We start from the raw sequence: 21,592 nt of genomic DNA, 5'->3' as shown, positions 1-21,592 counted from the left end.
AGCAATAAAAAATCCCGCTAATGTAGCAAGCCGTTAACAATATAAGTTGAAAACTATCCGCCTGGTAAGGATGGTCTAAAAGAGCTGCATTTTTGTTTGGCCCAAATCAGAAGCTAACTGATTTCCCGGATTAGATTGCTTATAAATATTACATTTTTCTAAAGTGTAAATAGGCAATGGATGATTGTTAATTAACTAAAATTACAGAAACTTGTATCTCACTGTATTTAAAGGATTTTATTGCTACAATGTTAATTAACTAATAACATCAGTGCAAATAAGGGTAGAGATGAATCAAGTTCCATCATTAGGGTCGGGAGTGCTGGTAGAGTTTTTCGAGCCAGCATGGGGGTCTCCACTGGTAACGGCAATTATCGAACTTGAAAAGCTTAGGGTAAAAGAGCTTGGCGGTCCTGTGCCACCTTATATATTTTTTCAATTAAAAGACATTTTCCATATATTTGAAAGTCTCGGTTCAGCGCGCATAGAGGGCAATCAAACCACGCTTTCAGAATTTGTTGAGAGTGTAATTCTCAGCCCCAGCAAGGATAAGTCGGATGATGGCTTACGTGAAATTAAAAACATTGAGAAGGCCATTGCCTTTATTGAGGCCAATATTGATAAAAATACCATCTTTAATAGGGCGCTTATTTCCCAAGTACACCAAATTTTAGTTGAGGGGCTCAGCCCCCCACCTAGCGGTGAGGGTTCTCGATATTCTGGTGTTTTGCGTCCGGTAAATGTATCAATTTCTGGCTCTAGTCATACACCTCCAGACCAAATAAAGGTACCCGAGTATTTTGATGCGTTAATGGACTTCGTCAACGATGACGCCATCAGTCAAAACCATTTATTGGTTACGGCTATTGCTCATCATCGAATGGCATGGATCCACCCATTTGACAACGGTAATGGGCGACTTATTAGAATGTTCACTTATGCGATGCTCATTAAACAAGGGTTTCAGGTCAAAAGTGGGCGGATACTAAATCCAACAGCAATTTTTTGTATTGACCGAGATAGATATTATGAAAAACTAGCCCTTGCGGACTCCGGTCAAAAAGATAAGGTTCTGGATTGGTGTTTGTATGTTTTGGATGGGCTTAGGCAAGAGATTGAAAAAATCGATAGGCTTTTGGACTTATCCTACATGACAGCAAATATTTTGATTCCAGTATTGGAATACGCGCTTGAAAGAGAGCACATCACCAAAAGGGAGTATCTAATATTGCTCGCCGTTGTGAAGAGTCCAACCATGAGCATAAAATCAGCGGACCTTGAAGATGTTATCGGTAACGAGTCTTCAGTTCAACGGTCCAGGATAATCAAAAAACTAAAAGACAAGAAAATGTTATTTGCATTGAAGGGAAATGGAAGGGTCTATACGATAGGATTTGCCAATAATTACCTGCTACGCGGGGTTATGTATGTTTTAGAGCGAAACGGATTTATACCAGCCTCATTAAATAAAAAAGAAGATAAAAAGAAGCCTCGGTCATTTTTTGATAAAAGCTAGTCTTCTTTGACTTTAAAGTATGCAAATAAAGACGCATGATGCGTCTTTATTTGCATTTCAACTTAATTTGTTAACGGCTTGCTAATGTAGCGGGGTTTTGTTTTTTAACTCAGCGTAACTATTAATGCAAGCCTGCCATGTAATCAGAAACTGCCTTCATTTCTTGATCCGAAAGCTTGGTAGCAATCGTTGTCATCTGAGTACTATTTTTACGAGTGCCTTCACGGAAAGCCATCAACTGTGCTGCATTGTATTCAGCCCATTGACCACCCATACGTGGGTATTGTGATGGGATACCAGCACCAGTTGGGCTATGACATGCTGCACATGCTGGAACACCTTTGGCGGCAATACCACCACGGTAGATGCTTTGGCCAAGCTCAATAGTGTCCTTATTCTGAGCAACGCCTAATGAAGCTGGCTGCTTAACTAAGTACGCAGCAATATTTTGCATATCTTGATCAGTTAAGGTGGCAACCATACCCATCATGACCGGATTAGCACGCGTGCCGTCTTTAAAGTTCTTTAACTGCTTGTTTGTATACGCTGCATGCTGGGCTGACAACTTAGGCCAAGTAGCTGTTGCACTCTGGCCTTTAGGGCCGTGGCAAGTAAGGCAAGCAGTAACGCCACGGCTAGCGTCGCCGTTAGAGTAAAGGGCTTCACCAGCAGCCGCATCAGCCTTTGGCTTACCTGGAACCGCCGCCTTAGCTTCTGCCGCTGGAGCCATTGGCGCAGGATCTGCCGCAAAAGCTTGAGTCGCAATGCCACTTAGAGCGAAAATAGAAAGAACTGCAAAACCAGCACGTAGGCTAGTTAGTTTGGAGATTTGAGGGGTTTGACGCATTATGTTTACCTTGGCAAAAATTCCTAAAAGTGTTTGGGCCCTACTTTTACAACCTTTTACCCAACACCATGAGATATTTCATGATTTTGCGTGATTTTACAATAGCTTCTGGACATGTCTAAACTCTTTCAAGCCCGATTCTCGACCACAGTCAATGACACCCACTGCCTGCCTGCCACTCCACTCCGTGAGGTGGCCTTTGCCGGGCGCTCAAATGCGGGTAAATCTAGCGCCATTAATGTACTTTGCAATCAAAAAAGGCTCGCTTTTGCTAGTAAAACGCCTGGCCGCACCCAACATATCAATTATTTTGGCCTTTTTGCAAAAGATGACCTTTTAGCCTATTTAGTCGATTTACCGGGATATGGCTATGCAGCGGTTAATCGCGAGATTAAATATCACTGGAATGCCCTCCTAAGCGATTACCTGCAGGAGCGAGAGCAGTTAGTAGGCATGATTCTCATTGTGGACTCTAGGCGCGGCATTACCGAACTGGACGAACAAATGATTCAATGGTTTGTGCCAACCGGTAAGCCGATCCATGTTTTGCTGAGTAAGTGCGACAAGCTCAATAAAAGTGAATGTAAGCATGCCATTGAAGCGGTCCGGAAACAGTTACAGCAATATGATCCAGCCCTTCCAGATGGCACAGGTGATTCCAAACAACTTACGGCACAATTATTTTCGAGCACCAAGCGAATTGGTCTTGAAGAGGCCAACAATATTGTTATTAAATGGTTATTTGAAGCAGAGACTCAAAAAGATGAAATCACAAGCTAACTCTTTGTTGAACTTTCCGGCCCATCGTCCGCGTCGCATGCGTCGTGATGATTGGTCACGTCGCCTAATGCAAGAAAATCAGGTCAGCGCAAGCGATCTCATTTATCCAGTCTTTTTATTGGAAGGGAAAAACCAATCTCAAGCCGTTTCCTCAATGCCGGGCGTGAACCGCGTTTCACTTGACCTACTGTTAAATGTCGCAGAAGAATGTGTGTCACTAGGCATTCCAGTCATGGCGCTCTTTCCAGTCATCGATGCCGCCTTAAAAACACCTGATGGCAAAGAAGCTTTTAATCCCAATGGATTAATTCCGGCTGCGGTGCGTGAACTCAAGAAGCGCTTCCCTAATTTAGGCATCATGACGGATGTAGCGCTTGATCCTTACACCAGTCATGGCCAAGACGGCGTCTTAGATGAGCAAGGTCGTATTCTGAATGACGAAACCACCGCAATCTTAGTTCAACAGGCAGTTACTCAAGCACAAGCTGGGGTAGATATCGTTGCACCATCCGACATGATGGATGGTCGCATTGGAAAAATCCGCGAGGCACTCGAGCTACAGAATTTGATTCATACGCGCATCATGGCTTACTCAGCTAAATATGCCTCTGCTTTTTATGGCCCATTTCGTGATGCGGTAGGCTCTGCAACAAATTTAGGTAAGGCTGATAAAAAAACCTACCAAATGGATTGCGCCAATACTGACGAGGCTTTGCGGGAAGTTGCACTAGATATTGGTGAAGGTGCTGACATGGTCATGGTCAAACCTGGTATGCCTTATTTAGATATCGTTCGCAGAGTTAGAGAAGAGTTTGACTATCCTACTTATGCCTATCAAGTCAGCGGTGAATACGCCATGCTGAAAGCTGCAGCACAAAATGGTTGGCTTGATCATGACGCCGTGATGATGGAGTCATTGCTTGCATTTAAGCGCGCTGGCGCCGATGGCATTCTGACTTACTTTGCACTTGAGGCTGCACGCCTCCTGAAAGCGAATCAGTAATTAGGGTGATTTCTATGATTAATATTGCTTAAATCATCATGTGTTCAATAATTTTCATTATTGATTGATAACCCGTAAATTATTAATTTCTTTATTCGACTCGTTGTTAATAGAGACATATGTTCCGCCTGAGGAGCGGTCACGCGTGAACGCTAATCTTTAAGCCCAACGCATGAATAACTTTGGAAATAGTGTCAAAGCGGGGTTGCGATCCCACAGTCAATGCTTTGTAGAGGCTTTCGCGACCTAAACCCGATTCTTTGGCAACGGCAGCCATACCTTTAGCTTTGGCAATATGACCCAATGAGCGAATAAGCTCATCATTGTCGCCACCCTCTAATACCTGGGATAAGTACTCGGCAATAGCCTCTTCGCTATCAAGGTAGCGAGTAATATCGAATGCTTTTAGTTTTTGTGCTGTTTTCATAATTTAAAACTCCTTAGCCAATGCAATCGCTTTTTTAATATCCGTCTGCTGCGAACTCTTAGTGCCACCAGCCAATAAGATCACCATGATCTTCTCTCGCATGGTGTAGTACACCCGATAGCCAGCGCCTATATCAATACGTCGAGCGATAGCCACTTTGGCACGTAGATCCTTAATGGAGTCGTGCCATGCTTCAAATGACTCGGTTTACTGGATGATGTAAAGCGTTTATGTATTGTATCCATTTGGATACAAAAGTCAACCGCCTAAATGTCGCTACCCCTTTGCCTTGCTACCAAGGTAACCGCTATGATGGCGCAAAGCATAGTCATTAGCCCCGTATCCAGACATTTGCACCACCAAAACCGCTAGGACATCACCTATAACAGACATGCATGTCGTTGAAGTTGTTGGCGTTAAGCCTAAAGGACATGCCTCTGTCGGATCTCCAGTCCAAAGCACGTAATTAGACTTATTGGCTAATGGTGAGTTTTGCTTGCCCGTGATCGCAATAATTTGCAGGGAGGGTATTAATCGCTTGGCTAAAGTCTCTAGCTCCAAGATTTCACGGGTTTGACCAGAGTTTGAAATCAGCATCAGTACATCATTTTGGTGAAGAAGCCCCAGATCACCATGTTGCGCCTCCAGTGGATGCAAAAATACACTCGGTAAACCTACCGAACAAAAAGTAACAGCCATTTTTTTGCCAACCTCACCAGCTTTGCCTACGCCACTAATGACAAGCTTTCCACCATTAGCCTTAGCCCTCAAAAAGAGTTCAGTACATTGCTGAAATGGGTTTTGATCTGAGATGGAGCTAATCGCCTTGGCTTCGGCAGCGAGTACGTCTTGAATTAGTTTTTGCAAGAATTACTCCGATTATTAAAGATGCAGCTTGGATGCATAACAGTCCGCCAATCACAGAACTCGGATACCCGCAATTAGTTGCCTAAGGCTTTTTTCAGGCGCTCAGAAAAACGTTGTGGTGGCATATAACCAATCACACGCTGATCTTTTTGCTCAATTGAGTTGAGATCAAAAAACAGAATGCCAGGCGGCCCGAATAAACCAAAGCGCTTGAGCAAGGCCTGATTATCAGCACTGTTTTTTGTTACATCCGCCTGCAACAAAACGAAATTCTGTAAGTCTCGATTCACTTCAGAATTAGCAAAGGTATTCACCTCCATCTCCTTGCAAGAGATGCACCAGTCTGCATAAAAATCTAACAAAACTAATTTTTTCTGTTCTTTTGCTTGTGCTAAAAATTGGTCTAACTGCGCATTAGACTCAATAACAGAAAACCGAGCATCGCCAATCTGGTGCTGACCTTGGCCATTAGTAGCGATATTGCTAGATCCACCACTTCCACCCTGAATCAATGGAGAAGCTATCCACGCAGCTGTTGCTACCAACAAAACACCTAGTGTTCTTTGCAACCAAACCATCCAGATACCAGTTGAAGGAATCAAGATGCGTGCCTCGATGGCAATAAACAGCAGAGGCAAGCCCATTCCTAAGGCCATGACGAACAACAATCCTGCGCCTAAACTCATTGAGCCTGTTTGAGCAATAAATGCGAGTACCCCGGCTAATGGGGCTGTAATGCAAGGACTAGCAACCAGAGTGGATATACCGCCTAAGGCAAAAGCACCGGCAATGCTCCCGCCTTGATGGCGTCCTGCAAGTCGATCAATCTGCTGATGCCATGACTGCGGCAATCGAAGATCATATAAGCCAAACAGGCTTCCAGATAGACCCAATAGCAGCAATGCAAATCCGCTAAGGGCTATGGGGCTCTGCAAGGCTCTTTGCACACTTCCACCAAGCGCAGCCATCAACACCCCAGCAAGAGCGTATACAGAGGCCATACCAAGTACATAAGCTACCGCTAAGAGGCTTGCACGGCCCTTGCTGATAGATTTATTGCCTTGAGTTCCAAAGACCACGCTCGACAGAATGGGAAGCATAGGCAGTACACAAGGCGTGAAAGCCAGAGCCAAACCCAAAATAAAGAATGCTATAAATAAATAGCCCGTTGGAGTCCCCTCCAAGAATCGGCCAATAGCATTGACATCATCACGTTCACGCCATATATCCATCAAGCTAAATTGTTCTTTTGGCGATGCATTGTTGGCTCCATCCAAAACCTCAGGAATAGGCCCTGCTTTTACTCCAGGTCCGGCAAGCAAAAACTTTAGGGTCATTGGTGGATAACAAATGCCAGCTTCAGCGCATCCTTGCAGCTCCAACTCTACATACACTGGCTTACCGAGTTCAGCCTTCTTATCTAGGGTAATGAGAAATGCTTGCTTGTAGATTTGCATCTTCTTTTGAAAAGTCTCATCAAACTTTTCAATGCCAGCCGGTAGTGAAGTCTTCACAAGCCCTAATTTATTGGCTTGCGTGCCCATTTTCAAATGTAGGGATTGTTGATAAATGTAATATCCCTTTGCTGGGGATATCTCTAGCTCGATATCATTGGTAATTGGCGCCCAAGTCGCCTCAGCTTGGAAAGCTTTTTCAGGCGGAAGAAATTCTGGTGCGGCAACAGCATTGCCAAGCACAAGAAGAAATGCTGCAATTAGCGGAAGAAGTTTTGTGATGAATCTCATGGCAATCACTTTACCTCCGCTTGCACCCATTTGCCATATTGCTCTTCGTATTTTTCAGGATGAAATCCAAGAACTTCTGGAAGATCGTAAGGATGATGGCTTTTAATAAAATCAGATATTTCAAGCCACTTATCTGCCACCGTCTTGGCAGACAGCAGCACCTCTTTCTCTTCGCATACCTTACCGTCCCAGTGATAAATGGAATGAATGCCTTCCTGTATTTGCACGCATGCTGCTAAGCGATTCTCAACGAGTTTGCGAGCCATGGCTTGAGCATCCTCTAGCTTGGGGAAGCTAGTCACCACAAGGAGCAATTCAGAAGATGGATTCATAGTCATTCTGTATTTATAACCGTAAAAATGAAAAAAGCCAGACCGAAGCCTGGCTTTTAATCTTGCTAAAGGGCTTAAGCCTCTTCAGCTATTACTGTTTCATCAACTTCTGGACGATCAAGCAACTCAACCAAAGCCATTGGCGCATTATCGCCATGACGGAAGCCGAACTTCAAAATACGAAGGTAGCCACCCGGACGAGTTGCATAACGTGGGCCGAGCTCTGTAAAGAGTTTGGTCACGATATCGCGATCACGTGTGCGATTGAATGCTAAGCGACGATTTGCTAAGCAATCTTTTTTACCTAAGGTAATCAAGGGCTCAACAACCATGCGCAATTCTTTTGCTTTTGGCAAAGTGGTTTTAATCACTTCGTGCTCCAAAAGAGAATTGGACATGTTGCGCAGCATCGCTAGGCGATGTGATGATGTTCTGTTTAGTTTGCGTAATCCGTTTCCGTGACGCATGGTGCTTCCTTTCTAATTATTTCTCGAGGTTAGCTGGAGGCCAGCTTTCGAGTTTCATACCAAGACTTAAGCCACGAGCCGCCAATACATCTTTGATTTCATTCAAAGACTTGCGACCTAAATTAGGCGTCTTCAACAATTCATTCTCTGTACGTTGAATCAAGTCACCAATGTAATAAATGTTCTCAGCCTTCAAGCAGTTAGCAGAGCGAACTGTGAGTTCGAGATCATCAACTGGACGCATCAACATTGGATCAACCATTGAAGAGCGGCTTGGTGCGAGATCACCAGAAATTTCGCTGCTTTCGAGGGCTGCGAATACAACTAACTGATCAACCAAAATGGTAGCTGCCTGACGAATTGCTTCTTCTGGGGACAACACACCGTTTGTTTCGATGGTCATTACGAGACGATCGAGATCGGTACGTTGCTCTACACGAGCAGACTCAACAGCGTAGCTAACACGGCTAACTGGGCTAAATGAGGCATCCAACACGATGCGGCCAATAATCTTGGTAGCTTCGTCGTGGTATTGACGCATATTGCCTGGTACATAGCCACGGCCTTTTTCAACCTTGATCTGCATATCCAACTTGCCACCAGCAGACAAGTGAGCGATAACGTGATCCGGGTTAATGATTTCTACGTCATGTGGCAAGTCGATATCTTTTGCTGTAACAACGCCTGGACCTTCTTTACGCAAATTGATAGTTACTTCATCACGTGACTGCAACTTGAATACGATACCTTTGAGGTTCAACAAGAGGTTAACTACATCCTCTTGAACGCCATCTAATGTGGAGTACTCATGAACAACGCCTGCGATTGCAACTTCAGTTGGTGCATAACCAACCATCGAGGACAACAAAACACGACGTAATGCGTTGCCGAGTGTGTGGCCATAGCCACGCTCGAACGGCTCCATAACAACCTTAGCTTGGTTGGCGGTAAGCGCTTCAACAGAAATAATTTTTGGCTTGAGCAAATTTGTTTGCATATTTTTTCCTTGAGAGTGCCTAATTAGCGTGAATACAATTCAACGATCAAACTTTCATTAATTTCGCCGCTAATGTCTTCACGGTCAGGCACTTGCTTAAATGTTCCCTCCAGCTTCGCTGCATCGACTGATACCCAGCCAACTGCTGCCATCTGCTGAACCAAATTGAGTGATTCTGAAATACGAGTTTGCTTCTTCGCTTTTTCACGAATCGCAACTACATCACCAGGCTTAACCTGAATAGATGGAATATTTACTGGGCTACCATTTAGCAAAATTGCACAATGGGAAACCAATTGACGCGCTTCAGCACGAGTAGAACCGAAGCCCATACGATAAACAACGTTATCAAGGCGTGATTCCAACAACTGGAGCAATGTTGAGCCAGTATTGCCCTTACGACGCTCAGCTTCTGCGAAGTAACGACGGAACTGACGCTCTAAAATTCCGTACATACGCTTAACCTTTTGCTTTTCACGCAATTGATTACCGTAATCAGATGTTCTTGAGCCAGATGTACGGCCATGTTGACCAGGCTTAGTATCTAACTTGCACTTGTCTGACAGGGCGCGACGTGCGCTCTTTAAAAATAAGTCGGTACCTTCCCGACGGGCTAATTTGGCCTTAGGCCCTAAGTAACGTGCCACGATGCTTTCCTTTCTTTGCCGCAGTCTCACGACTGACGGTGAGTTCACCTTTTAAATCAGGTGAACAGTGGGCTTTAATAAAAAACTACTAAAACTTGTACTACCAACTTCCCAGCTTAAATACGACGACGCTTAGGAGGACGGCAACCATTATGCGGAACTGGAGTTACGTCTTGAATCTCAGTGATCTTGATACCCAATGAATTCAATGCACGAACTGCTGATTCACGACCTGGGCCTGGACCCTTGATCTGAACTTCCAAGTTCTTGATTCCGCATTCAACAGCAGCTTTACCGGCTACTTCTGCAGCTACCTGAGCAGCAAAAGGTGTTGATTTACGTGAACCTTTAAAACCTTGGCCGCCAGAAGTTGCCCATGAAAGCGCATTTCCTTGACGATCAGTGATCGTAATAATGGTGTTATTAAAAGAAGCGTGAACGTGTGCAATACCGTCAGCAACGTTCTTTTTAACCTTCTTGCGTGCGCGCTGTGAAGCTGCGGAAGCGGATTGTTGTTTTGCCATGTCAATAAACTTTCTTGATTATTTCTTAAGTTGCACGCCAGACTTACGTGGGCCCTTACGGGTACGCGCATTAGTCTTGGTGCGTTGACCACGTACAGGCAAGCCTTTGCGATGACGTACGCCGCGGTAGCAGCCTAAGTCCATCAAACGCTTGATACTCATCGTTACTTCACGACGAAGGTCACCTTCAGTAATGAATTTACCTACTTCATCACGTAACTTTTCCAAGTCACCGTCAGTAAGATCTTTAACTTTTTTGTCGATAGCAACACCTGTGGTCTGGCAAATTTTGCGTGCACGAGTTGTGCCAATGCCAAAAATTGCTGTCAAACCAATGACAGTGTGTTGATGATTTGGGATATTTACCCCAGCGATACGTGCCATGAGATTTCCTCTTAATTAACCAGATCAGCCTTGACGCTGCTTATGACGTGCGTCTGAAGAACAGATCACGCGAACAACACGTTTGCGCTTAATGATCTTGCAATTTCTGCAAATACACTTAACGGATGCTAAAACTTTCATAACTCACCTCTTAAAAATATGTACAACTTAATCTTTACTTCGCTCGGAATATGATTCTGGCACGGGTTAGGTCGTATGGAGTCAACTCCACCGTCACCTTATCTCCTGGCAATATGCGGATGTAATGCATCCTCATCTTTCCAGAAATGTGCCCTAGAACCACATGTCCGTTTTCTAGCTTTACGCGAAACATTGCGTTCGGCAAATTCTCAATAATTTCTCCCGCCATCTGAATTACATCGTCTTTAGACATTCAGTTAAGCGCCCATCTTAAAGTTAGCTTTTTTCATCAAAGAACCATACTGTTGCTGCATTACGAATGACTGAACTTGCGCCATGAAATCCATTGCAACAACGACAATAATCAACAAGGAAGTACCGCCAAAATAGAATGGCACGTTGTACTTCAACACCAAGAATTCAGGTAACAAACATACTAAAACCATATAAACCGCACCAGCCAATGTCAATCGAACCAAGATCTTGTCGATATAACGACCTGTCTGATCGCCAGGACGAATGCCTGGAACAAAGGCACCGCTCTTTTTCAAGTTATCCGCAGTCTCACGACTATTGAAAACTAACGCTGTATAGAAGAAGCAGAAGAAAATAATCGCAGCTGCATACAAAATTGTATAAACCGGCTGGCCTGGAGCTAATGTAGCTGCCAAGTCCTTAATAATTCTGCTAAACATGTTTGTTGGCTCACCCGATGTAAACCAGCCAGCAATCGTTGCAGGAAACAAAATAATAGATGACGCAAAAATTGGAGGAATCACGCCAGCCATGTTCAACTTCAATGGGAAGTAGGAAGATTGACCGCCATAGACCTTGTTGCCAACTTGACGCTTAGCGTAGTTCACCAAAATACGGCGTTGGCCACGCTCTACAAACACTACAAAATAAGTCACAGCAATACATATCACTACGATTAGCAATGCAGAGAGAATATTCATTGAACCGGTGCGCACTAATTCGAGCAAACTACCGATTGCAGTTGGCAGGCCAGAAACAATGCCGCCGAAAATAATGATCGAGATACCGTTACCTAGGCCACGCTCAGTAATTTGCTCGCCTAACCACATCAAGAACATTGTGCCGGTTACTAGAGTTACCACAGTATTCAATTCAAACATCAAACCTGGGTTTATCACCAAGCCTGGTTGAGCTTGCAGAGCTACGGAAATACCCAATGCCTGGAATGTTGCTAATAAAACAGTGCCGTAACGGGTGTACTGAGTAATCTTGCGCTGTCCAGCTTGGCCTTCTTTTTTCAAAGACTCCAATGTAGGGACAACAATCGTCATTAATTGCATGATGATCGATGCAGAAATGTACGGCATGATTCCTAAAGCAAAAACGGTAAAGCGGGATAACGCGCCGCCTGAGAACAAATTAAACATTCCCAAAATACCATCTTTTTGACCTGAAAACAGTTGAGCTAATTGGTCTGGGTCAATACCTGGCACAGGAATATGCGCACCTAAGCGGAACACGAGCAATGCCAATACCAGGAATATCAAGCGTTGGCGTAATTCGCCAAACTTGTTTCCTGGTTGAGCAATATTTGCTGTGTTTTTAGGTGAGAGTGCCATCTTTTACTTAAAGTCGATTAAACCAAATCAACCAATTTGCCACCAGCTGCTTCAATCGCTGCTTTTGCACCTGCAGTAGCTGTGATGCCCTTGAGGGTTACAGCAATGCTGAGCTCACCAGTTTTAATAACTTTTACTGAATTGATCTGCTCACCAGCAAAACCATGAGCTCTCAAAACTAACAAGTCCACTTCTGGCAAGTTAATTTTTGCTAAATCGTTCAAAGTAATTTGACCAACGTGACGACGTGTCAATGACACGAAACCGCGTTTTGGCAAACGACGATACATAGGCATCTGACCGCCCTCGAATCCAACCTTGTGGAATCCGCCTGAACGTGACTTTTGACCTTTGTGACCACGACCAGCTGTTTTTCCAAGACCGGAACCGATGCCGCGACCTACGCGACGACGATTTTTATTGGAGCCCGCTGCGGGTTTGAGTGTATTGAGTTGCATATTCTTCGCCTATTTACTTGCTAGTTATTAGCCAACGACTTTAACTAGATAAGAAACTTTATTAATCATTCCGCGAACAGCTGGCGTATCTTCCAATTCTGATACAGAATTGATACGACGCAGGCCCAGGCCGCGAACAGTTGCACGGTGGCTTTCGCGTGTGCCGATCAAGCTGCGTACTAATTGCAGTTTGACTTTAGAGTTAGTTGTTGTCATTTATAGATTCCTAATCTTTTGGTCTTAGCCGAGAATCTCTTCAACTGACTTACCGCGCTTAGCAGCAATCTCAGCAGGAGTGCTCATCTTGCTCAAACCATTAATCGTTGCACGAACCAAGTTGTAAGGGTTGGTAGAACCAAGTGACTTAGCAACTACGTTAGTTACGCCCATTACATCAAAAATTGCGCGCATTGGCCCACCAGCAATAATGCCTGTACCGTCTTTAGCTGGAGAAATCAAAACGCGTGATGCGCCATGTTGTCCAGTAACAGTATGTTGCAAAGTACCTTTACGTAAGGTAACTTTGATCATCTTGCGACGTGCTTCGTCCATCGCCTTTTGAACAGCAACTGGAACTTCTTTTGATTTGCCCTTGCCCATACCGATACGACCATCGCCATCGCCAACTACTGTCAGTGCAGCGAAGCCGAGAATACGACCACCCTTAACGACTTTAGTTACACGATTAACAGCAATCATCTTCTCGCGAAGACCGTCATCACGCTCTTCGTTTTGCATCTTGTTTTGCATTTTTGCCATGTTTTTTCCTAAACCCTATTAGAACTTCAGGCCGGCTTCACGCGCAGCTTCAGCTAAGGCCTTAATACGGCCGTGATAACGATGACCGGAGCGATCAAATGCAACATCAACAATGCCTGCTTTAACAGCACGCTCAGCAACTAACTTGCCGATTTGTTTAGCAGCATCAGCGTTTCCGCCGTTTTTGATTGCCTGGCGCAAATCTTTTTCCATTGTTGAAGCAGCTGCTACAACTTTGGTTCCACAAGGGCTATATACCTGTGCAGAAATATGTGAATTGCTACGGATAACTGTTAAGCGATTTGCCAATGCTTCGGCAATGCGAATACGAGTCTGCCTAGCACGTCTTTGTCTGGATTCGTCTTTATTCATTTTTTAATCTCGCTTACTTCTTCTTGGTTTCTTTCAGATGCACAACTTCGTCAACGTATCGAACGCCTTTGCCTTTATATGGCTCTGGTGAACGGTATGCGCGAACTTCAGCTGCGACCTGGCCAACTTGCTGCTTGTTGGAGCCTCTAATAATAATTTCAGTTTGAGTTGGAGTCTCAGCCTTTACACCCACTGGCAGGTTGTAAATAATGTCGTGCGAGAAACCTAACTGCAACTTCAATGATTCGCCTTGAGCAGCAGCACGGTAACCAACGCCTACCAAGCTGAGCTTGCGCTCAAAGCCTGTAGTAACGCCAACAACCATATTGTTTACTAAAGCACGAGCTGTACCTGACTGTGCACCAGCTTCTGGTGAGTTGTTATTTAAAACAACTGTCAATACGCCATCTTCTTGTTTCAAACCAACAGAAGGGTGCAAATTATGTGTCAAAGTACCTAATGGGCCTTTAACAGTAATAGTTGCACCGTTGATGCTGATCTCAGCGCCCTTAGGTACTGGAATAGGTGATTTACCAACGCGGGACATATTTCTCTCCTTACGCGACGTAGCAAATAACTTCGCCACCAACGCCGTTTGCACGGGCTTTGCGGTCTGTCATTACGCCTTGTGGGGTTGAAATAATTGCAATGCCCAAGCCATTCATGACTTCAGGAATGTCGTGGCGGCCTTTATAGATACGTAGACTTGGTGTTGAAACACGGTCAATACGCTCAATAACAGGACGGCCTGCATAGTATTTGAGTTCAATGTGTAGCACTGGCTTAGCTGCTTCACCTTTGATTTCAAAACTATCGATATAACCTTCATCCTGCAAGACTTTTGCAATAGCTACTTTAACTTTTGACGACGGCATCATGACTAAAGGCTTCTGTACTGCTTGCGCATTACGAATCCTTGTCAACATGTCGGCGATTGGATCGCTGATACTCATGAGTTCTCCTAATTCTTTCGCCGCTTACCAGCTGGCCTTGGTTAAACCGGGGATTTCGCCACGGAAGGCGATTTCACGAATCTTGCTACGGGCCAAACCAAACTTACGGAATGTGCCACGTGGACGACCGGTTAATGAACAACGATTTCTTTGACGAATCGGGCTTGCGTTACGTGGAAGTGCCTGTAGCTTCAAGCGAGCTTCATATCGCTCTTCATCGCTGCGTGATTGGTCAGCAATGATTGCCTTGAGCTCAGCACGCTTTACAGCGTACTTCTCTACAGTTTTTGCGCGCTTATTCTCGCGCTCAATTAGGGATAGTTTTGCCACGTTAGCCTCTTAATTGCGGAAAGGGAATTTGAACGCTGCTAACAAAGCTTTTGCTTCTTCGTCAGTCTTAGCGGTCGTCGTAATACTGATATTGAGACCACGAAGGGCATCAATTTTGTCGTATTCGATTTCAGGGAAAATGATTTGCTCTTTAACGCCGATGTTGTAGTTACCACGGCCGTCAAATGCCTTACCGGAAATTCCGCGGAAGTCACGTACGCGTGGCAAAGCAACAGTTACGAAGCGATCTAAAAATTCATACATGCGCTGACCGCGCAATGTAACCATGGCACCGATTGGGTAACCTTGACGAATTTTAAAACCAGCAATCGCTTTTTTTGCTTTTGTTACAACTGGTTTCTGACCTGCTACTTTAGTCAAATCACCAACTGCATTTTCGATAATCTTCTTGTCGTTCACTGCATCGCCCAGGCCCATATTCAGGGTCACCTTGGTGATACGTGGAACTTGCATTACTGACTTGTAACCAAATTTGGCGATCAAATCTGCAACGACTTTATCTTGATAGTGTTCTTGTAAACGTGTGCTCATAATTTCTCCGTGCCCCTTATGCGCTTAAAGTTGCGCCAGTAGTTTTGAGGAAACGCTGCTTTTTGCCATCTACGAGTTTGATACCAACACGTGATGGTTTGCCGTTACCGTCAACTACAGCCACATTAGAAATGTGAACAGGCATCGTCTTGTCAATCATGCCGCCAGTAACACCGGCTGCTGGATTTGGCTTAACGCTCTTTTTATAAATATTTACGCCTTCGATCACTAATTTGTTCTCGAGAACGCCAATAACTGTTCCTTGCTTGCCCTTATCGCGGCCAGTCAACAGAACTACTGAATCACCTTTACGAATCTTTTTCATATCAGCCTCTTAAATAACTTCGGGGGCGAGAGAAACGATCTTCATGAACTTTTCAGTACGCAACTCGCGTGTGACTGGTCCAAAGATACGTGTGCCAATTGGCTCTAACTTCGCGTTGAGCAATACCGCAGCGTTGCCATCGAACTTAATCAATGAACCATCTGGACGGCGTACACCCTTAGCAGTTCTCACTACTACGGCGTTATAAATATCACCTTTTTTTACACGGCCACGTGGAGCTGCGGACTTTACAGTCACTTTGATGACATCACCGATACTGGCGTAACGACGCTTAGAGCCGCCCAATACCTTGATGCACAAAACTTCACTGGCGCCTGTATTATCGGCGACCTGTAATCTACTTTCGGTCTGAATCATTTTCTAATCCCCAACTTGTTAGCCAAAGGCAAACAGTCTTGGTTCCGTCTAGGGGCCTTAACGAAAGTTAAAACCCGGAATTAATGAAAAAACACTGCTTCTCACAATAAAACCAGAGAAGCCTTCTATCATACTACGTAAATTAGAGATTTGGCAAGAAACTTTGCCAAATCTCTTAATATTTCTTTAAATACCCTTTGATTCCTGAACTAAACGGGTTACAACCCAAGATTTAGTGCGAGAAATTGGCCTAGATTCGGCAATTTCAACGGTATCACCCATCTTGTATTGGCCAGCTTCGTCATGAGCATGGTATTTTTTGGACTGTCCAACATATTTGCCATAAAGCGCATGTTTTACTTGGCGCTCAACTAGCACAGTCACAGTTTTTTGCATTTTGTCACTAACGACACGACCCACTAGGGTGCGGCGCAAGGGTTTAGATAATTCTGTCATATCCCTTTTTCCTTATTTCTGTGCAGTTTTTTGGGTAATAAAAGTCTTTACGCGAGCAATTTCACGCTTAGTCTTACCCAATTGGCTGGTATTTGTGAGTTGCTGAGTGCCTTTTTGCATACGGAGTTTGAAGCTAGTCTTCAAGAGCTCTGTTAATTCTGCATTTAGGGCAACCAGATCTTTGGATGCTAATTCTGTCTTTTTCATAATCTCTATCCCGATCAACCTAAGTGGCGAATCACGAAAGTGGTTTGCAATGGCAACTTAGCAGCGGCAAGCTTAAAAGCTTCGCGCGCCAATGTTTCATCCACTCCATCCATCTCGTACAAAATCTTGCCTGGTTGAATTTCTGCTACGTAGTACTCTGGATTACCTTTACCGTTACCCATACGTACTTCAGCTGGCTTTTGTGAAATTGGCTTGTCTGGGAAAATGCGAATCCAGATACGGCCACCACGCTTAATGTGACGGGTCATTGCGCGACGTGCAGATTCAATCTGACGTGCAGTCAAACGACCACGGCCAATAGCTTTCAGTCCAAAGTCACCAAAGGCTACTGAGCTACCGCGTGTTGCCACGCCAGTGTTACGTCCCTTTTGTTCCTTGCGATACTTACGACGCTTTGGTTGTAGCATGCTTACTCTCCTGACTTCTGCGCTTCAGCACTTACGGCTTCAACGGCTTCAACAGCTTTCGGTGCACGCTTCACTGTTGGCTTAGCAGCAACTAATGGCTTGCTGTCAGCCGCTGGTTTGCGTGCGGTTGTTTTAGCGGGTGCGCGACGTGGCTTCTTCTCATCAGCCGCTGGCTCTGCTGTTACTGCTGGAGCATCAGCACCACGACCCAATGTATCGCCTTTGTATACCCAAACTTTTACACCGATGATGCCGTATGTTGTTTCCGCTTCTGAAGTTGCGTAATCAATATCAGCCTTCAATGTATGAAGTGGAACACGACCTTCACGGTACCATTCGCGACGTGCAATTTCAGCACCGTTCAAACGACCAGAAGACATGATCTTGATTCCTTGTGCACCAAGGCGCATTGCATTTTGCATTGCACGCTTCATTGCACGACGGAACATAATGCGCTTCTCAAGCTGCTGAGTAATTGAATCAGCAATTAATTGAGCATCAACTTCAGGTTTACGAATTTCTTCGATATTCACATGGACTGGAACGCCCATACGCTTCTGTAGTTCACGACGGAGAACTTCAATATCTTCGCCTTTTTTGCCGATCACAACACCTGGACGTGAGCTATAAATAGTAATACGTGCATTCTTTGCAGGACGCTCGATGATTACCTTGCTTACAGATGCATTCTTCAATTTCTTCTTAAGATAGATGCGGACATCTACGTCCTCTTTGAGCATCTTTGCAAAATCAGTATTGTTTGCATACCACTTTGATGTCCAGTTCTTCGTTACCGAGAGTCGGAATCCGGTTGGGTTTATCTTTTGTCCCATATCTTTCCTTAGTTACTCAAGGTCACGGTAATGTGACATGTTTGTTTTTCGATTTGATTGCCACGACCCTTAGCACGTGCTGTGAAGCGCTTCAAGGAAGTACCTTTATCAACAAGAATTGTTGAAACCTTGAGTTCATCAATATCAGCACCCTTATTGTGTTCAGCGTTGGCCATTGCAGACTCAACAACTTTTTTCACAATGAAGGCAGCTTTCTTGGGGCTGAAATTCAAAATGTTCAAGGCACGTGCAATCGGCAAACCACGAATCTGGTCAGCGACCAAACGTGTCTTTTGCGCAGAAATGCGGGCGCCTTTGTGAATAGCTTTAACTTCCATCATCATCCCCTTACTTCTTCGTTACTTTCTTGTCAGCAGCGTGACCTTTGAAAGTACGGGTCAAGGCAAATTCGCCTAACTTATGACCCACCATGTTTTCTGATACATATACCGGAACGTGTTGACGACCGTTGTGTACAGCAATTGTCAGACCAATAAAGTCTGGAAGAATTGTTGAACGGCGTGACCAAGTTTTAATCGGCTTTTTGTCTTTGTTGGCTTGTGCGACTTCAACTTTATTTACTAAGCTGGCTTCGCAAAATGGGCCTTTTTTAGCTGAACGTGTCATATCTTTTCCTTAATCGCTTTCTCGTTTAGCGCTTCTGACGGCGTTGAACGATCATCGATGTTGTACGCTTGTTACGACGTGTACGATAACCTTTAGTTGGTGTGCCCCATGGAGATACAGGTACGCGGCCTTCGCCAGTCTTACCTTCACCACCACCGTGCGGGTGATCTACTGGGTTCATTGCCACACCGCGAACGGTTGGGCGAATACCACGCCAGCGATTTGCACCAGCTTTGCCGATAACGCGCAAGCTATGCTCTTCATTACCAACTTCACCAATAGTGGCACGGCATTCGATCAAAATACGGCGTACCTCACCAGAGCGCAAGCGCACCTGAGCGTATACACCTTCACGAGCCAACAATACTGCGGAGCCACCAGCAGAACGTGCGATTTGCGCACCTTTTCCTGGCAACATTTCTACACAGTGAATGGTGCTACCAACTGGAATGTTACGAATTGGCAGGTTGTTACCAGACTTGATGGGGGCTTCTGAGCCGCTCATCAAGGGCTGACCAACAGTCATACCTTTTGCAGCAAGAATGTAGCGACGCTCACCATCAGCAAACACGATCAATGCAATATTTGCACTGCGGTTTGGGTCGTATTCCAAGCGTTCAACTTTTGCTGGAATACCATCTTTGTCATTGCGTTTGAAATCAACAACACGATAGTGATGCTTATGACCACCACCTTTATGACGAGTAGTGATGTGACCATTATTGTTACGACCTGCTTTTTGGAACTGTGGCTCTACCAATGCTGCAAAAGGTTTACCTTTATGCAGATCAGGATTTACCACCTTGACCATTGAGCGACGACCTGGTGAGGTCGGTTTTGTCTTCATCAAAGGCATGATTAATTCGCCTCCGCTTCAAAGTTAATTTCTTGGCCTGGTTTCAAGCTTACGTAGGCCTTCTTAGTGTGGTCACGACGACCTTCAAAACGGCCATAGCGCTTTGGCTTACCTTTTTGATTCACGATTTGAACAGAGTCAACTTGCACTTTGAAGAGCAATTCAACTGCTTGTTTCACATCGCTTTTATTAGCGTCGCGTATCACTTGAAATACTACTTGTTCATTCTTCTCTGCAACCATAGTGGCTTTTTCAGAGATAACTGGTCCAAGCAGAACCTTCATCAAGCTGTGATCGTTTTTACGGACTTGGCTCATTTCAGCAACTCCTCAATTTTTGCGATCGCTGCTTTGCTTACCAATACTTTTTTGTATTGAACTAAAGCTAATGGATCAGCGTGCTGTGGCTCACATACAGCAACCTTATGCAAGTTACGTGATGCCAAGTACAAGTTCTCACTAACCTGATCAACAATGATCAAGACTGAATCCAATCCCATTGCTTTAACCTTGTCAGCTAAAACTTTAGTCTTTGGAGCATCAAGAGTAAATTGGTCAACAACATTCAAACGACCTTCGCGAGCTAACTGAGACAAAATAGATCTCATACCAGCGCGGTACATTTTCTTGTTTACTTTTTGGCTGAAATTTTCTTCAGGTGAATTCGGGAATATACGACCACCTCCACGCCATAGCGGGGAAGAGCTCATACCAGCACGTGCACGACCAGTACCTTTTTGACGCCAAGGTTTTTTGGTTGTGTGCTTAACTTGCTCACGGTCTTTTTGTGCACGGTTACCACTACGTGCATTTGCTTGGTAAGCCACAACAACTTGGTGTACCAATGCTTCGTTATATTCACGTTCGAATACTTCTGGTGAGGCTTGAATGCCTGCGCCCAAAGTTCCGTTGTCTTGGAGAAGCTTAAGTTCCATATTCGCTCTCCTTATTTCTTCTTCAACGGTGTCTTCACCGCTGGAGTAACAATAACTTTACCGCCTGGGGCACCTGGAATAGCGCCTTTAACCATGATGAGATTACGTTCTGCATCAATGCGTGCGATGACTAAATTTTGTACAGTGCGTGTCTCATCACCAAGGTGGCCTGTCATGCGCTTACCTGGGAAAACACGACCTGGATCTTGCGCCATACCGATAGAACCTGGCACGTTATGTGAACGTGAGTTACCGTGTGATGCGCGACCAGATTTAAAGTGGTGACGTTTAATGGTACCGGCATAGCCCTTACCAATCGTTACGCCTTGCACATCCACTTTTTGGCCCGCTGCAAATGCAGTGTCAGCAGGAATTACTTGGCCTGTTGTCATTTCTGCGATTTTTGCAGCATCTAATTGGAATTCGTTGAGTCCGTTACCAGCCATCACACCTGCTTTGGCAAAGTGTCCAGCCATTGCTTTGGTAACGCGTGTAGCTCTACGTGTGCCATGCGCTAACTGGATAGCATCATAGCCATCAGTTGCCTGGGTCTTGATTTGAGCGATTCTGTTGTCGCTCACGTCAATTACGGTGACAGGAATTGCTTCCCCTTCGTCCGTAAAAAGACGGGTCATGCCGATCTTGCGACCGATTAAGCCTAAGCTCATATTCATGCTCCACGCCGACTTCGATTGGTCGGCAAAATTAATTTAAGTGATTTACAAGTAAAAGTACTTCTAAATCAATAACTTACAACATTTTAATTGCTGATAAAACCTGAGTATTCACCCAAATAATTGAGCGAAGCCTTAGATTCTATCCCGAAACTCTAATCTTGGCAAGCGCTAAGAC

General features: G+C 44.7%; 37 protein-coding genes. 3 read left to right on the top strand and 34 right to left on the bottom strand.

What is annotated here, in order from left to right; translation table 11 throughout:
• The first annotated feature begins 289 nt into the window (after window positions 1-289).
• On the top strand, window positions 290-1,516 hold the full coding sequence (locus tag CBI30_RS02315; RefSeq protein WP_088526696.1) for a Fic family protein: 1,227 nt from the start codon (window positions 290-292) through the stop codon (window positions 1,514-1,516).
• Window positions 1,517-1,637: 121 nt separating this feature from the next.
• On the opposite strand, the gene CBI30_RS02310 is transcribed toward CBI30_RS02315, so the two are convergent.
• A complete protein-coding gene (locus tag CBI30_RS02310; protein WP_088526695.1) occupies window positions 1,638-2,363 on the bottom strand; it encodes a c-type cytochrome in 726 nt (241 codons plus the stop codon).
• 114 nt (window positions 2,364-2,477) lie between these two features.
• On the opposite strand from CBI30_RS02310, the gene yihA reads away from it, so the two are divergent.
• Together yihA and hemB are read left to right on the top strand one after the other, a co-directional pair.
• Complete coding sequence (gene yihA, locus CBI30_RS02305) at window positions 2,478-3,143, top strand: ribosome biogenesis GTP-binding protein YihA/YsxC (protein WP_088526694.1); 666 nt, start codon at window positions 2,478-2,480, stop codon at window positions 3,141-3,143.
• Entirely contained in the window at window positions 3,127-4,146 is a 1,020-nt protein-coding gene (gene hemB, locus CBI30_RS02300; RefSeq protein WP_088526693.1) for a porphobilinogen synthase, read from the top strand. The genes yihA and hemB overlap by 17 nt, the downstream gene beginning before the upstream one ends.
• A 139-nt stretch (window positions 4,147-4,285) precedes the next feature.
• Here hemB and CBI30_RS02295 read toward each other — a convergent pair whose 3' ends face one another.
• From CBI30_RS02295 to rplC, 33 genes are all read right to left on the bottom strand, one after another.
• Window positions 4,286-4,573: an addiction module antidote protein gene (locus CBI30_RS02295; protein ID WP_088526692.1), complete on the bottom strand. Its 288-nt coding sequence runs from the start codon at window positions 4,571-4,573 to the stop codon at window positions 4,286-4,288.
• 3 nt (window positions 4,574-4,576) lie between these two features.
• Complete coding sequence (locus CBI30_RS02290; RefSeq protein WP_206075521.1) at window positions 4,577-4,729, bottom strand: type II toxin-antitoxin system RelE/ParE family toxin; 153 nt, start codon at window positions 4,727-4,729, stop codon at window positions 4,577-4,579.
• A gap of 120 nt (window positions 4,730-4,849) precedes the next feature.
• Entirely contained in the window at window positions 4,850-5,440 is a 591-nt protein-coding gene (locus tag CBI30_RS02285; protein ID WP_088526690.1) for a KpsF/GutQ family sugar-phosphate isomerase, read from the bottom strand.
• A 74-nt stretch (window positions 5,441-5,514) separates the two neighbouring features.
• The gene (gene dsbD, locus CBI30_RS02280; protein WP_088526776.1) at window positions 5,515-7,185 is read right to left on the bottom strand and encodes a protein-disulfide reductase DsbD; all 1,671 of its coding nucleotides are present in this window, start codon (window positions 7,183-7,185) and stop codon (window positions 5,515-5,517) included.
• Window positions 7,186-7,190: 5 nt separating this feature from the next.
• Window positions 7,191-7,523 (bottom strand): divalent-cation tolerance protein CutA, encoded by a 333-nt coding sequence (cutA, locus tag CBI30_RS02275; RefSeq protein WP_088526689.1) that lies wholly within the window; start codon window positions 7,521-7,523, stop codon window positions 7,191-7,193.
• A gap of 68 nt (window positions 7,524-7,591) precedes the next feature.
• Complete coding sequence (gene rplQ, locus CBI30_RS02270) at window positions 7,592-7,984, bottom strand: 50S ribosomal protein L17 (RefSeq protein WP_088526688.1); 393 nt, start codon at window positions 7,982-7,984, stop codon at window positions 7,592-7,594.
• A gap of 16 nt (window positions 7,985-8,000) precedes the next feature.
• Window positions 8,001-8,981, bottom strand: a complete 981-nt coding sequence (locus CBI30_RS02265) for a DNA-directed RNA polymerase subunit alpha (protein ID WP_088526687.1) — start codon at window positions 8,979-8,981, stop codon at window positions 8,001-8,003.
• A gap of 23 nt (window positions 8,982-9,004) precedes the next feature.
• Entirely contained in the window at window positions 9,005-9,628 is a 624-nt protein-coding gene (gene rpsD / locus CBI30_RS02260; protein ID WP_088526686.1) for a 30S ribosomal protein S4, read from the bottom strand.
• A 116-nt stretch (window positions 9,629-9,744) separates the two neighbouring features.
• The gene (gene rpsK, locus CBI30_RS02255) at window positions 9,745-10,152 is read right to left on the bottom strand and encodes a 30S ribosomal protein S11 (protein ID WP_011901923.1); all 408 of its coding nucleotides are present in this window, start codon (window positions 10,150-10,152) and stop codon (window positions 9,745-9,747) included.
• 18 nt (window positions 10,153-10,170) lie between these two features.
• Complete coding sequence (gene rpsM / locus CBI30_RS02250) at window positions 10,171-10,536, bottom strand: 30S ribosomal protein S13 (protein WP_088526685.1); 366 nt, start codon at window positions 10,534-10,536, stop codon at window positions 10,171-10,173.
• 24 nt (window positions 10,537-10,560) lie between these two features.
• On the bottom strand, window positions 10,561-10,677 hold the full coding sequence (gene rpmJ / locus CBI30_RS02245; RefSeq protein ID WP_012357167.1) for a 50S ribosomal protein L36: 117 nt from the start codon (window positions 10,675-10,677) through the stop codon (window positions 10,561-10,563).
• Window positions 10,678-10,711: 34 nt separating this feature from the next.
• Complete coding sequence (gene infA, locus CBI30_RS02240) at window positions 10,712-10,930, bottom strand: translation initiation factor IF-1 (protein ID WP_088526684.1); 219 nt, start codon at window positions 10,928-10,930, stop codon at window positions 10,712-10,714.
• 4 nt (window positions 10,931-10,934) lie between these two features.
• Entirely contained in the window at window positions 10,935-12,272 is a 1,338-nt protein-coding gene (gene secY / locus CBI30_RS02235; RefSeq protein WP_088526683.1) for a preprotein translocase subunit SecY, read from the bottom strand.
• A gap of 17 nt (window positions 12,273-12,289) precedes the next feature.
• Window positions 12,290-12,730, bottom strand: a complete 441-nt coding sequence (gene rplO, locus CBI30_RS02230) for a 50S ribosomal protein L15 (RefSeq protein WP_046329388.1) — start codon at window positions 12,728-12,730, stop codon at window positions 12,290-12,292.
• 27 nt (window positions 12,731-12,757) lie between these two features.
• Complete coding sequence (gene rpmD, locus CBI30_RS02225; protein ID WP_046329387.1) at window positions 12,758-12,946, bottom strand: 50S ribosomal protein L30; 189 nt, start codon at window positions 12,944-12,946, stop codon at window positions 12,758-12,760.
• Window positions 12,947-12,970: 24 nt separating this feature from the next.
• Complete coding sequence (gene rpsE, locus CBI30_RS02220) at window positions 12,971-13,489, bottom strand: 30S ribosomal protein S5 (RefSeq protein ID WP_088526682.1); 519 nt, start codon at window positions 13,487-13,489, stop codon at window positions 12,971-12,973.
• A gap of 18 nt (window positions 13,490-13,507) precedes the next feature.
• Window positions 13,508-13,861 carry a 50S ribosomal protein L18 gene (gene rplR, locus CBI30_RS02215; protein ID WP_015420247.1) on the bottom strand — a complete coding sequence of 118 codons (354 nt, stop codon included), beginning with the start codon at window positions 13,859-13,861 and terminating at the stop codon, window positions 13,508-13,510.
• A 13-nt stretch (window positions 13,862-13,874) separates the two neighbouring features.
• Window positions 13,875-14,408 (bottom strand): 50S ribosomal protein L6, encoded by a 534-nt coding sequence (rplF, locus tag CBI30_RS02210; protein ID WP_088526681.1) that lies wholly within the window; start codon window positions 14,406-14,408, stop codon window positions 13,875-13,877.
• A 10-nt stretch (window positions 14,409-14,418) separates the two neighbouring features.
• Window positions 14,419-14,814, bottom strand: a complete 396-nt coding sequence (gene rpsH, locus CBI30_RS02205; RefSeq protein ID WP_088526680.1) for a 30S ribosomal protein S8 — start codon at window positions 14,812-14,814, stop codon at window positions 14,419-14,421.
• Between the two features lie 24 nt (window positions 14,815-14,838).
• Window positions 14,839-15,144, bottom strand: a complete 306-nt coding sequence (gene rpsN, locus CBI30_RS02200) for a 30S ribosomal protein S14 (RefSeq protein ID WP_011901913.1) — start codon at window positions 15,142-15,144, stop codon at window positions 14,839-14,841.
• A gap of 9 nt (window positions 15,145-15,153) precedes the next feature.
• A complete protein-coding gene (rplE, locus tag CBI30_RS02195; protein ID WP_088526679.1) occupies window positions 15,154-15,696 on the bottom strand; it encodes a 50S ribosomal protein L5 in 543 nt (180 codons plus the stop codon).
• Window positions 15,697-15,712: 16 nt separating this feature from the next.
• A complete protein-coding gene (rplX, locus tag CBI30_RS02190) occupies window positions 15,713-16,021 on the bottom strand; it encodes a 50S ribosomal protein L24 (RefSeq protein ID WP_088526678.1) in 309 nt (102 codons plus the stop codon).
• A 9-nt stretch (window positions 16,022-16,030) separates the two neighbouring features.
• Complete coding sequence (gene rplN, locus CBI30_RS02185; protein WP_015420241.1) at window positions 16,031-16,399, bottom strand: 50S ribosomal protein L14; 369 nt, start codon at window positions 16,397-16,399, stop codon at window positions 16,031-16,033.
• A 186-nt stretch (window positions 16,400-16,585) separates the two neighbouring features.
• Window positions 16,586-16,855: a 30S ribosomal protein S17 gene (gene rpsQ / locus CBI30_RS02180; RefSeq protein ID WP_046329381.1), complete on the bottom strand. Its 270-nt coding sequence runs from the start codon at window positions 16,853-16,855 to the stop codon at window positions 16,586-16,588.
• A gap of 12 nt (window positions 16,856-16,867) precedes the next feature.
• A complete protein-coding gene (gene rpmC, locus CBI30_RS02175; RefSeq protein WP_015420239.1) occupies window positions 16,868-17,062 on the bottom strand; it encodes a 50S ribosomal protein L29 in 195 nt (64 codons plus the stop codon).
• Window positions 17,063-17,076: 14 nt separating this feature from the next.
• On the bottom strand, window positions 17,077-17,490 hold the full coding sequence (gene rplP / locus CBI30_RS02170; RefSeq protein ID WP_088526677.1) for a 50S ribosomal protein L16: 414 nt from the start codon (window positions 17,488-17,490) through the stop codon (window positions 17,077-17,079).
• A 2-nt stretch (window positions 17,491-17,492) separates the two neighbouring features.
• Complete coding sequence (gene rpsC, locus CBI30_RS02165) at window positions 17,493-18,323, bottom strand: 30S ribosomal protein S3 (protein WP_088526676.1); 831 nt, start codon at window positions 18,321-18,323, stop codon at window positions 17,493-17,495.
• An 8-nt stretch (window positions 18,324-18,331) separates the two neighbouring features.
• Window positions 18,332-18,664 carry a 50S ribosomal protein L22 gene (gene rplV / locus CBI30_RS02160; RefSeq protein ID WP_206075536.1) on the bottom strand — a complete coding sequence of 111 codons (333 nt, stop codon included), beginning with the start codon at window positions 18,662-18,664 and terminating at the stop codon, window positions 18,332-18,334.
• Between the two features lie 7 nt (window positions 18,665-18,671).
• On the bottom strand, window positions 18,672-18,950 hold the full coding sequence (rpsS, locus tag CBI30_RS02155; protein WP_046329379.1) for a 30S ribosomal protein S19: 279 nt from the start codon (window positions 18,948-18,950) through the stop codon (window positions 18,672-18,674).
• Between the two features lie 25 nt (window positions 18,951-18,975).
• The gene (gene rplB / locus CBI30_RS02150) at window positions 18,976-19,806 is read right to left on the bottom strand and encodes a 50S ribosomal protein L2 (RefSeq protein ID WP_088526674.1); all 831 of its coding nucleotides are present in this window, start codon (window positions 19,804-19,806) and stop codon (window positions 18,976-18,978) included.
• A 2-nt stretch (window positions 19,807-19,808) separates the two neighbouring features.
• Window positions 19,809-20,123 carry a 50S ribosomal protein L23 gene (rplW, locus tag CBI30_RS02145; RefSeq protein WP_088526673.1) on the bottom strand — a complete coding sequence of 105 codons (315 nt, stop codon included), beginning with the start codon at window positions 20,121-20,123 and terminating at the stop codon, window positions 19,809-19,811.
• Window positions 20,120-20,740, bottom strand: a complete 621-nt coding sequence (rplD, locus tag CBI30_RS02140; RefSeq protein WP_046329377.1) for a 50S ribosomal protein L4 — start codon at window positions 20,738-20,740, stop codon at window positions 20,120-20,122. Before rplD ends, rplW begins: the two co-directional genes overlap by 4 nt.
• A gap of 11 nt (window positions 20,741-20,751) precedes the next feature.
• Window positions 20,752-21,408 carry a 50S ribosomal protein L3 gene (rplC, locus tag CBI30_RS02135; RefSeq protein ID WP_088526775.1) on the bottom strand — a complete coding sequence of 219 codons (657 nt, stop codon included), beginning with the start codon at window positions 21,406-21,408 and terminating at the stop codon, window positions 20,752-20,754.
• Window positions 21,409-21,592 lie beyond the last annotated feature (184 nt).

Source organism: Polynucleobacter aenigmaticus, assembly GCF_002206635.1.
In the GTDB taxonomy this organism is placed as follows: Bacteria; Pseudomonadota; Gammaproteobacteria; order Burkholderiales; family Burkholderiaceae; genus Polynucleobacter; species Polynucleobacter aenigmaticus.
This window is presented reverse-complemented; position numbering and strand designations above follow the sequence as displayed.

Excerpts from the sequence above, each read along its gene's own strand:
- CBI30_RS02315 (WP_088526696.1), top strand. The coding sequence starts at position 290 with ATGAATCAAGTTCCATCATTAGGGTCGGGAGTGCTGGTAGAGTTTTTC.
- CBI30_RS02310 (WP_088526695.1), bottom strand. The coding sequence starts at position 2,363 with ATGCGTCAAACCCCTCAAATCTCCAAACTAACTAGCCTACGTGCTGGT.
- yihA (WP_088526694.1), top strand. The coding sequence starts at position 2,478 with ATGTCTAAACTCTTTCAAGCCCGATTCTCGACCACAGTCAATGACACC.
- hemB (WP_088526693.1), top strand. The coding sequence starts at position 3,127 with ATGAAATCACAAGCTAACTCTTTGTTGAACTTTCCGGCCCATCGTCCG.
- CBI30_RS02295 (WP_088526692.1), bottom strand. The coding sequence starts at position 4,573 with ATGAAAACAGCACAAAAACTAAAAGCATTCGATATTACTCGCTACCTT.
- dsbD (WP_088526776.1), bottom strand. The coding sequence starts at position 7,185 with ATGAGATTCATCACAAAACTTCTTCCGCTAATTGCAGCATTTCTTCTT.
- cutA (WP_088526689.1), bottom strand. The coding sequence starts at position 7,523 with ATGACTATGAATCCATCTTCTGAATTGCTCCTTGTGGTGACTAGCTTC.
- rplQ (WP_088526688.1), bottom strand. The coding sequence starts at position 7,984 with ATGCGTCACGGAAACGGATTACGCAAACTAAACAGAACATCATCACAT.
- CBI30_RS02265 (WP_088526687.1), bottom strand. The coding sequence starts at position 8,981 with ATGCAAACAAATTTGCTCAAGCCAAAAATTATTTCTGTTGAAGCGCTT.
- rpsK (WP_011901923.1), bottom strand. The coding sequence starts at position 10,152 with ATGGCAAAACAACAATCCGCTTCCGCAGCTTCACAGCGCGCACGCAAG.
- rpsM (WP_088526685.1), bottom strand. The coding sequence starts at position 10,536 with ATGGCACGTATCGCTGGGGTAAATATCCCAAATCATCAACACACTGTC.
- rpmJ (WP_012357167.1), bottom strand. The coding sequence starts at position 10,677 with ATGAAAGTTTTAGCATCCGTTAAGTGTATTTGCAGAAATTGCAAGATC.
- infA (WP_088526684.1), bottom strand. The coding sequence starts at position 10,930 with ATGTCTAAAGACGATGTAATTCAGATGGCGGGAGAAATTATTGAGAAT.
- secY (WP_088526683.1), bottom strand. The coding sequence starts at position 12,272 with ATGGCACTCTCACCTAAAAACACAGCAAATATTGCTCAACCAGGAAAC.
- rplO (WP_046329388.1), bottom strand. The coding sequence starts at position 12,730 with ATGCAACTCAATACACTCAAACCCGCAGCGGGCTCCAATAAAAATCGT.
- rpmD (WP_046329387.1), bottom strand. The coding sequence starts at position 12,946 with ATGACAACAACTAACTCTAAAGTCAAACTGCAATTAGTACGCAGCTTG.
- rpsE (WP_088526682.1), bottom strand. The coding sequence starts at position 13,489 with ATGGCAAAAATGCAAAACAAGATGCAAAACGAAGAGCGTGATGACGGT.
- rplR (WP_015420247.1), bottom strand. The coding sequence starts at position 13,861 with ATGAATAAAGACGAATCCAGACAAAGACGTGCTAGGCAGACTCGTATT.
- rplF (WP_088526681.1), bottom strand. The coding sequence starts at position 14,408 with ATGTCCCGCGTTGGTAAATCACCTATTCCAGTACCTAAGGGCGCTGAG.
- rpsH (WP_088526680.1), bottom strand. The coding sequence starts at position 14,814 with ATGAGTATCAGCGATCCAATCGCCGACATGTTGACAAGGATTCGTAAT.
- rplE (WP_088526679.1), bottom strand. The coding sequence starts at position 15,696 with ATGAGCACACGTTTACAAGAACACTATCAAGATAAAGTCGTTGCAGAT.
- rplX (WP_088526678.1), bottom strand. The coding sequence starts at position 16,021 with ATGAAAAAGATTCGTAAAGGTGATTCAGTAGTTCTGTTGACTGGCCGC.
- rplN (WP_015420241.1), bottom strand. The coding sequence starts at position 16,399 with ATGATTCAGACCGAAAGTAGATTACAGGTCGCCGATAATACAGGCGCC.
- rpsQ (WP_046329381.1), bottom strand. The coding sequence starts at position 16,855 with ATGACAGAATTATCTAAACCCTTGCGCCGCACCCTAGTGGGTCGTGTC.
- rpmC (WP_015420239.1), bottom strand. The coding sequence starts at position 17,062 with ATGAAAAAGACAGAATTAGCATCCAAAGATCTGGTTGCCCTAAATGCA.
- rplP (WP_088526677.1), bottom strand. The coding sequence starts at position 17,490 with ATGCTACAACCAAAGCGTCGTAAGTATCGCAAGGAACAAAAGGGACGT.
- rpsC (WP_088526676.1), bottom strand. The coding sequence starts at position 18,323 with ATGGGACAAAAGATAAACCCAACCGGATTCCGACTCTCGGTAACGAAG.
- rplV (WP_206075536.1), bottom strand. The coding sequence starts at position 18,664 with ATGATGGAAGTTAAAGCTATTCACAAAGGCGCCCGCATTTCTGCGCAA.
- rpsS (WP_046329379.1), bottom strand. The coding sequence starts at position 18,950 with ATGACACGTTCAGCTAAAAAAGGCCCATTTTGCGAAGCCAGCTTAGTA.
- rplB (WP_088526674.1), bottom strand. The coding sequence starts at position 19,806 with ATGCCTTTGATGAAGACAAAACCGACCTCACCAGGTCGTCGCTCAATG.
- rplW (WP_088526673.1), bottom strand. The coding sequence starts at position 20,123 with ATGAGCCAAGTCCGTAAAAACGATCACAGCTTGATGAAGGTTCTGCTT.
- rplD (WP_046329377.1), bottom strand. The coding sequence starts at position 20,740 with ATGGAACTTAAGCTTCTCCAAGACAACGGAACTTTGGGCGCAGGCATT.
- rplC (WP_088526775.1), bottom strand. The coding sequence starts at position 21,408 with ATGAGCTTAGGCTTAATCGGTCGCAAGATCGGCATGACCCGTCTTTTT.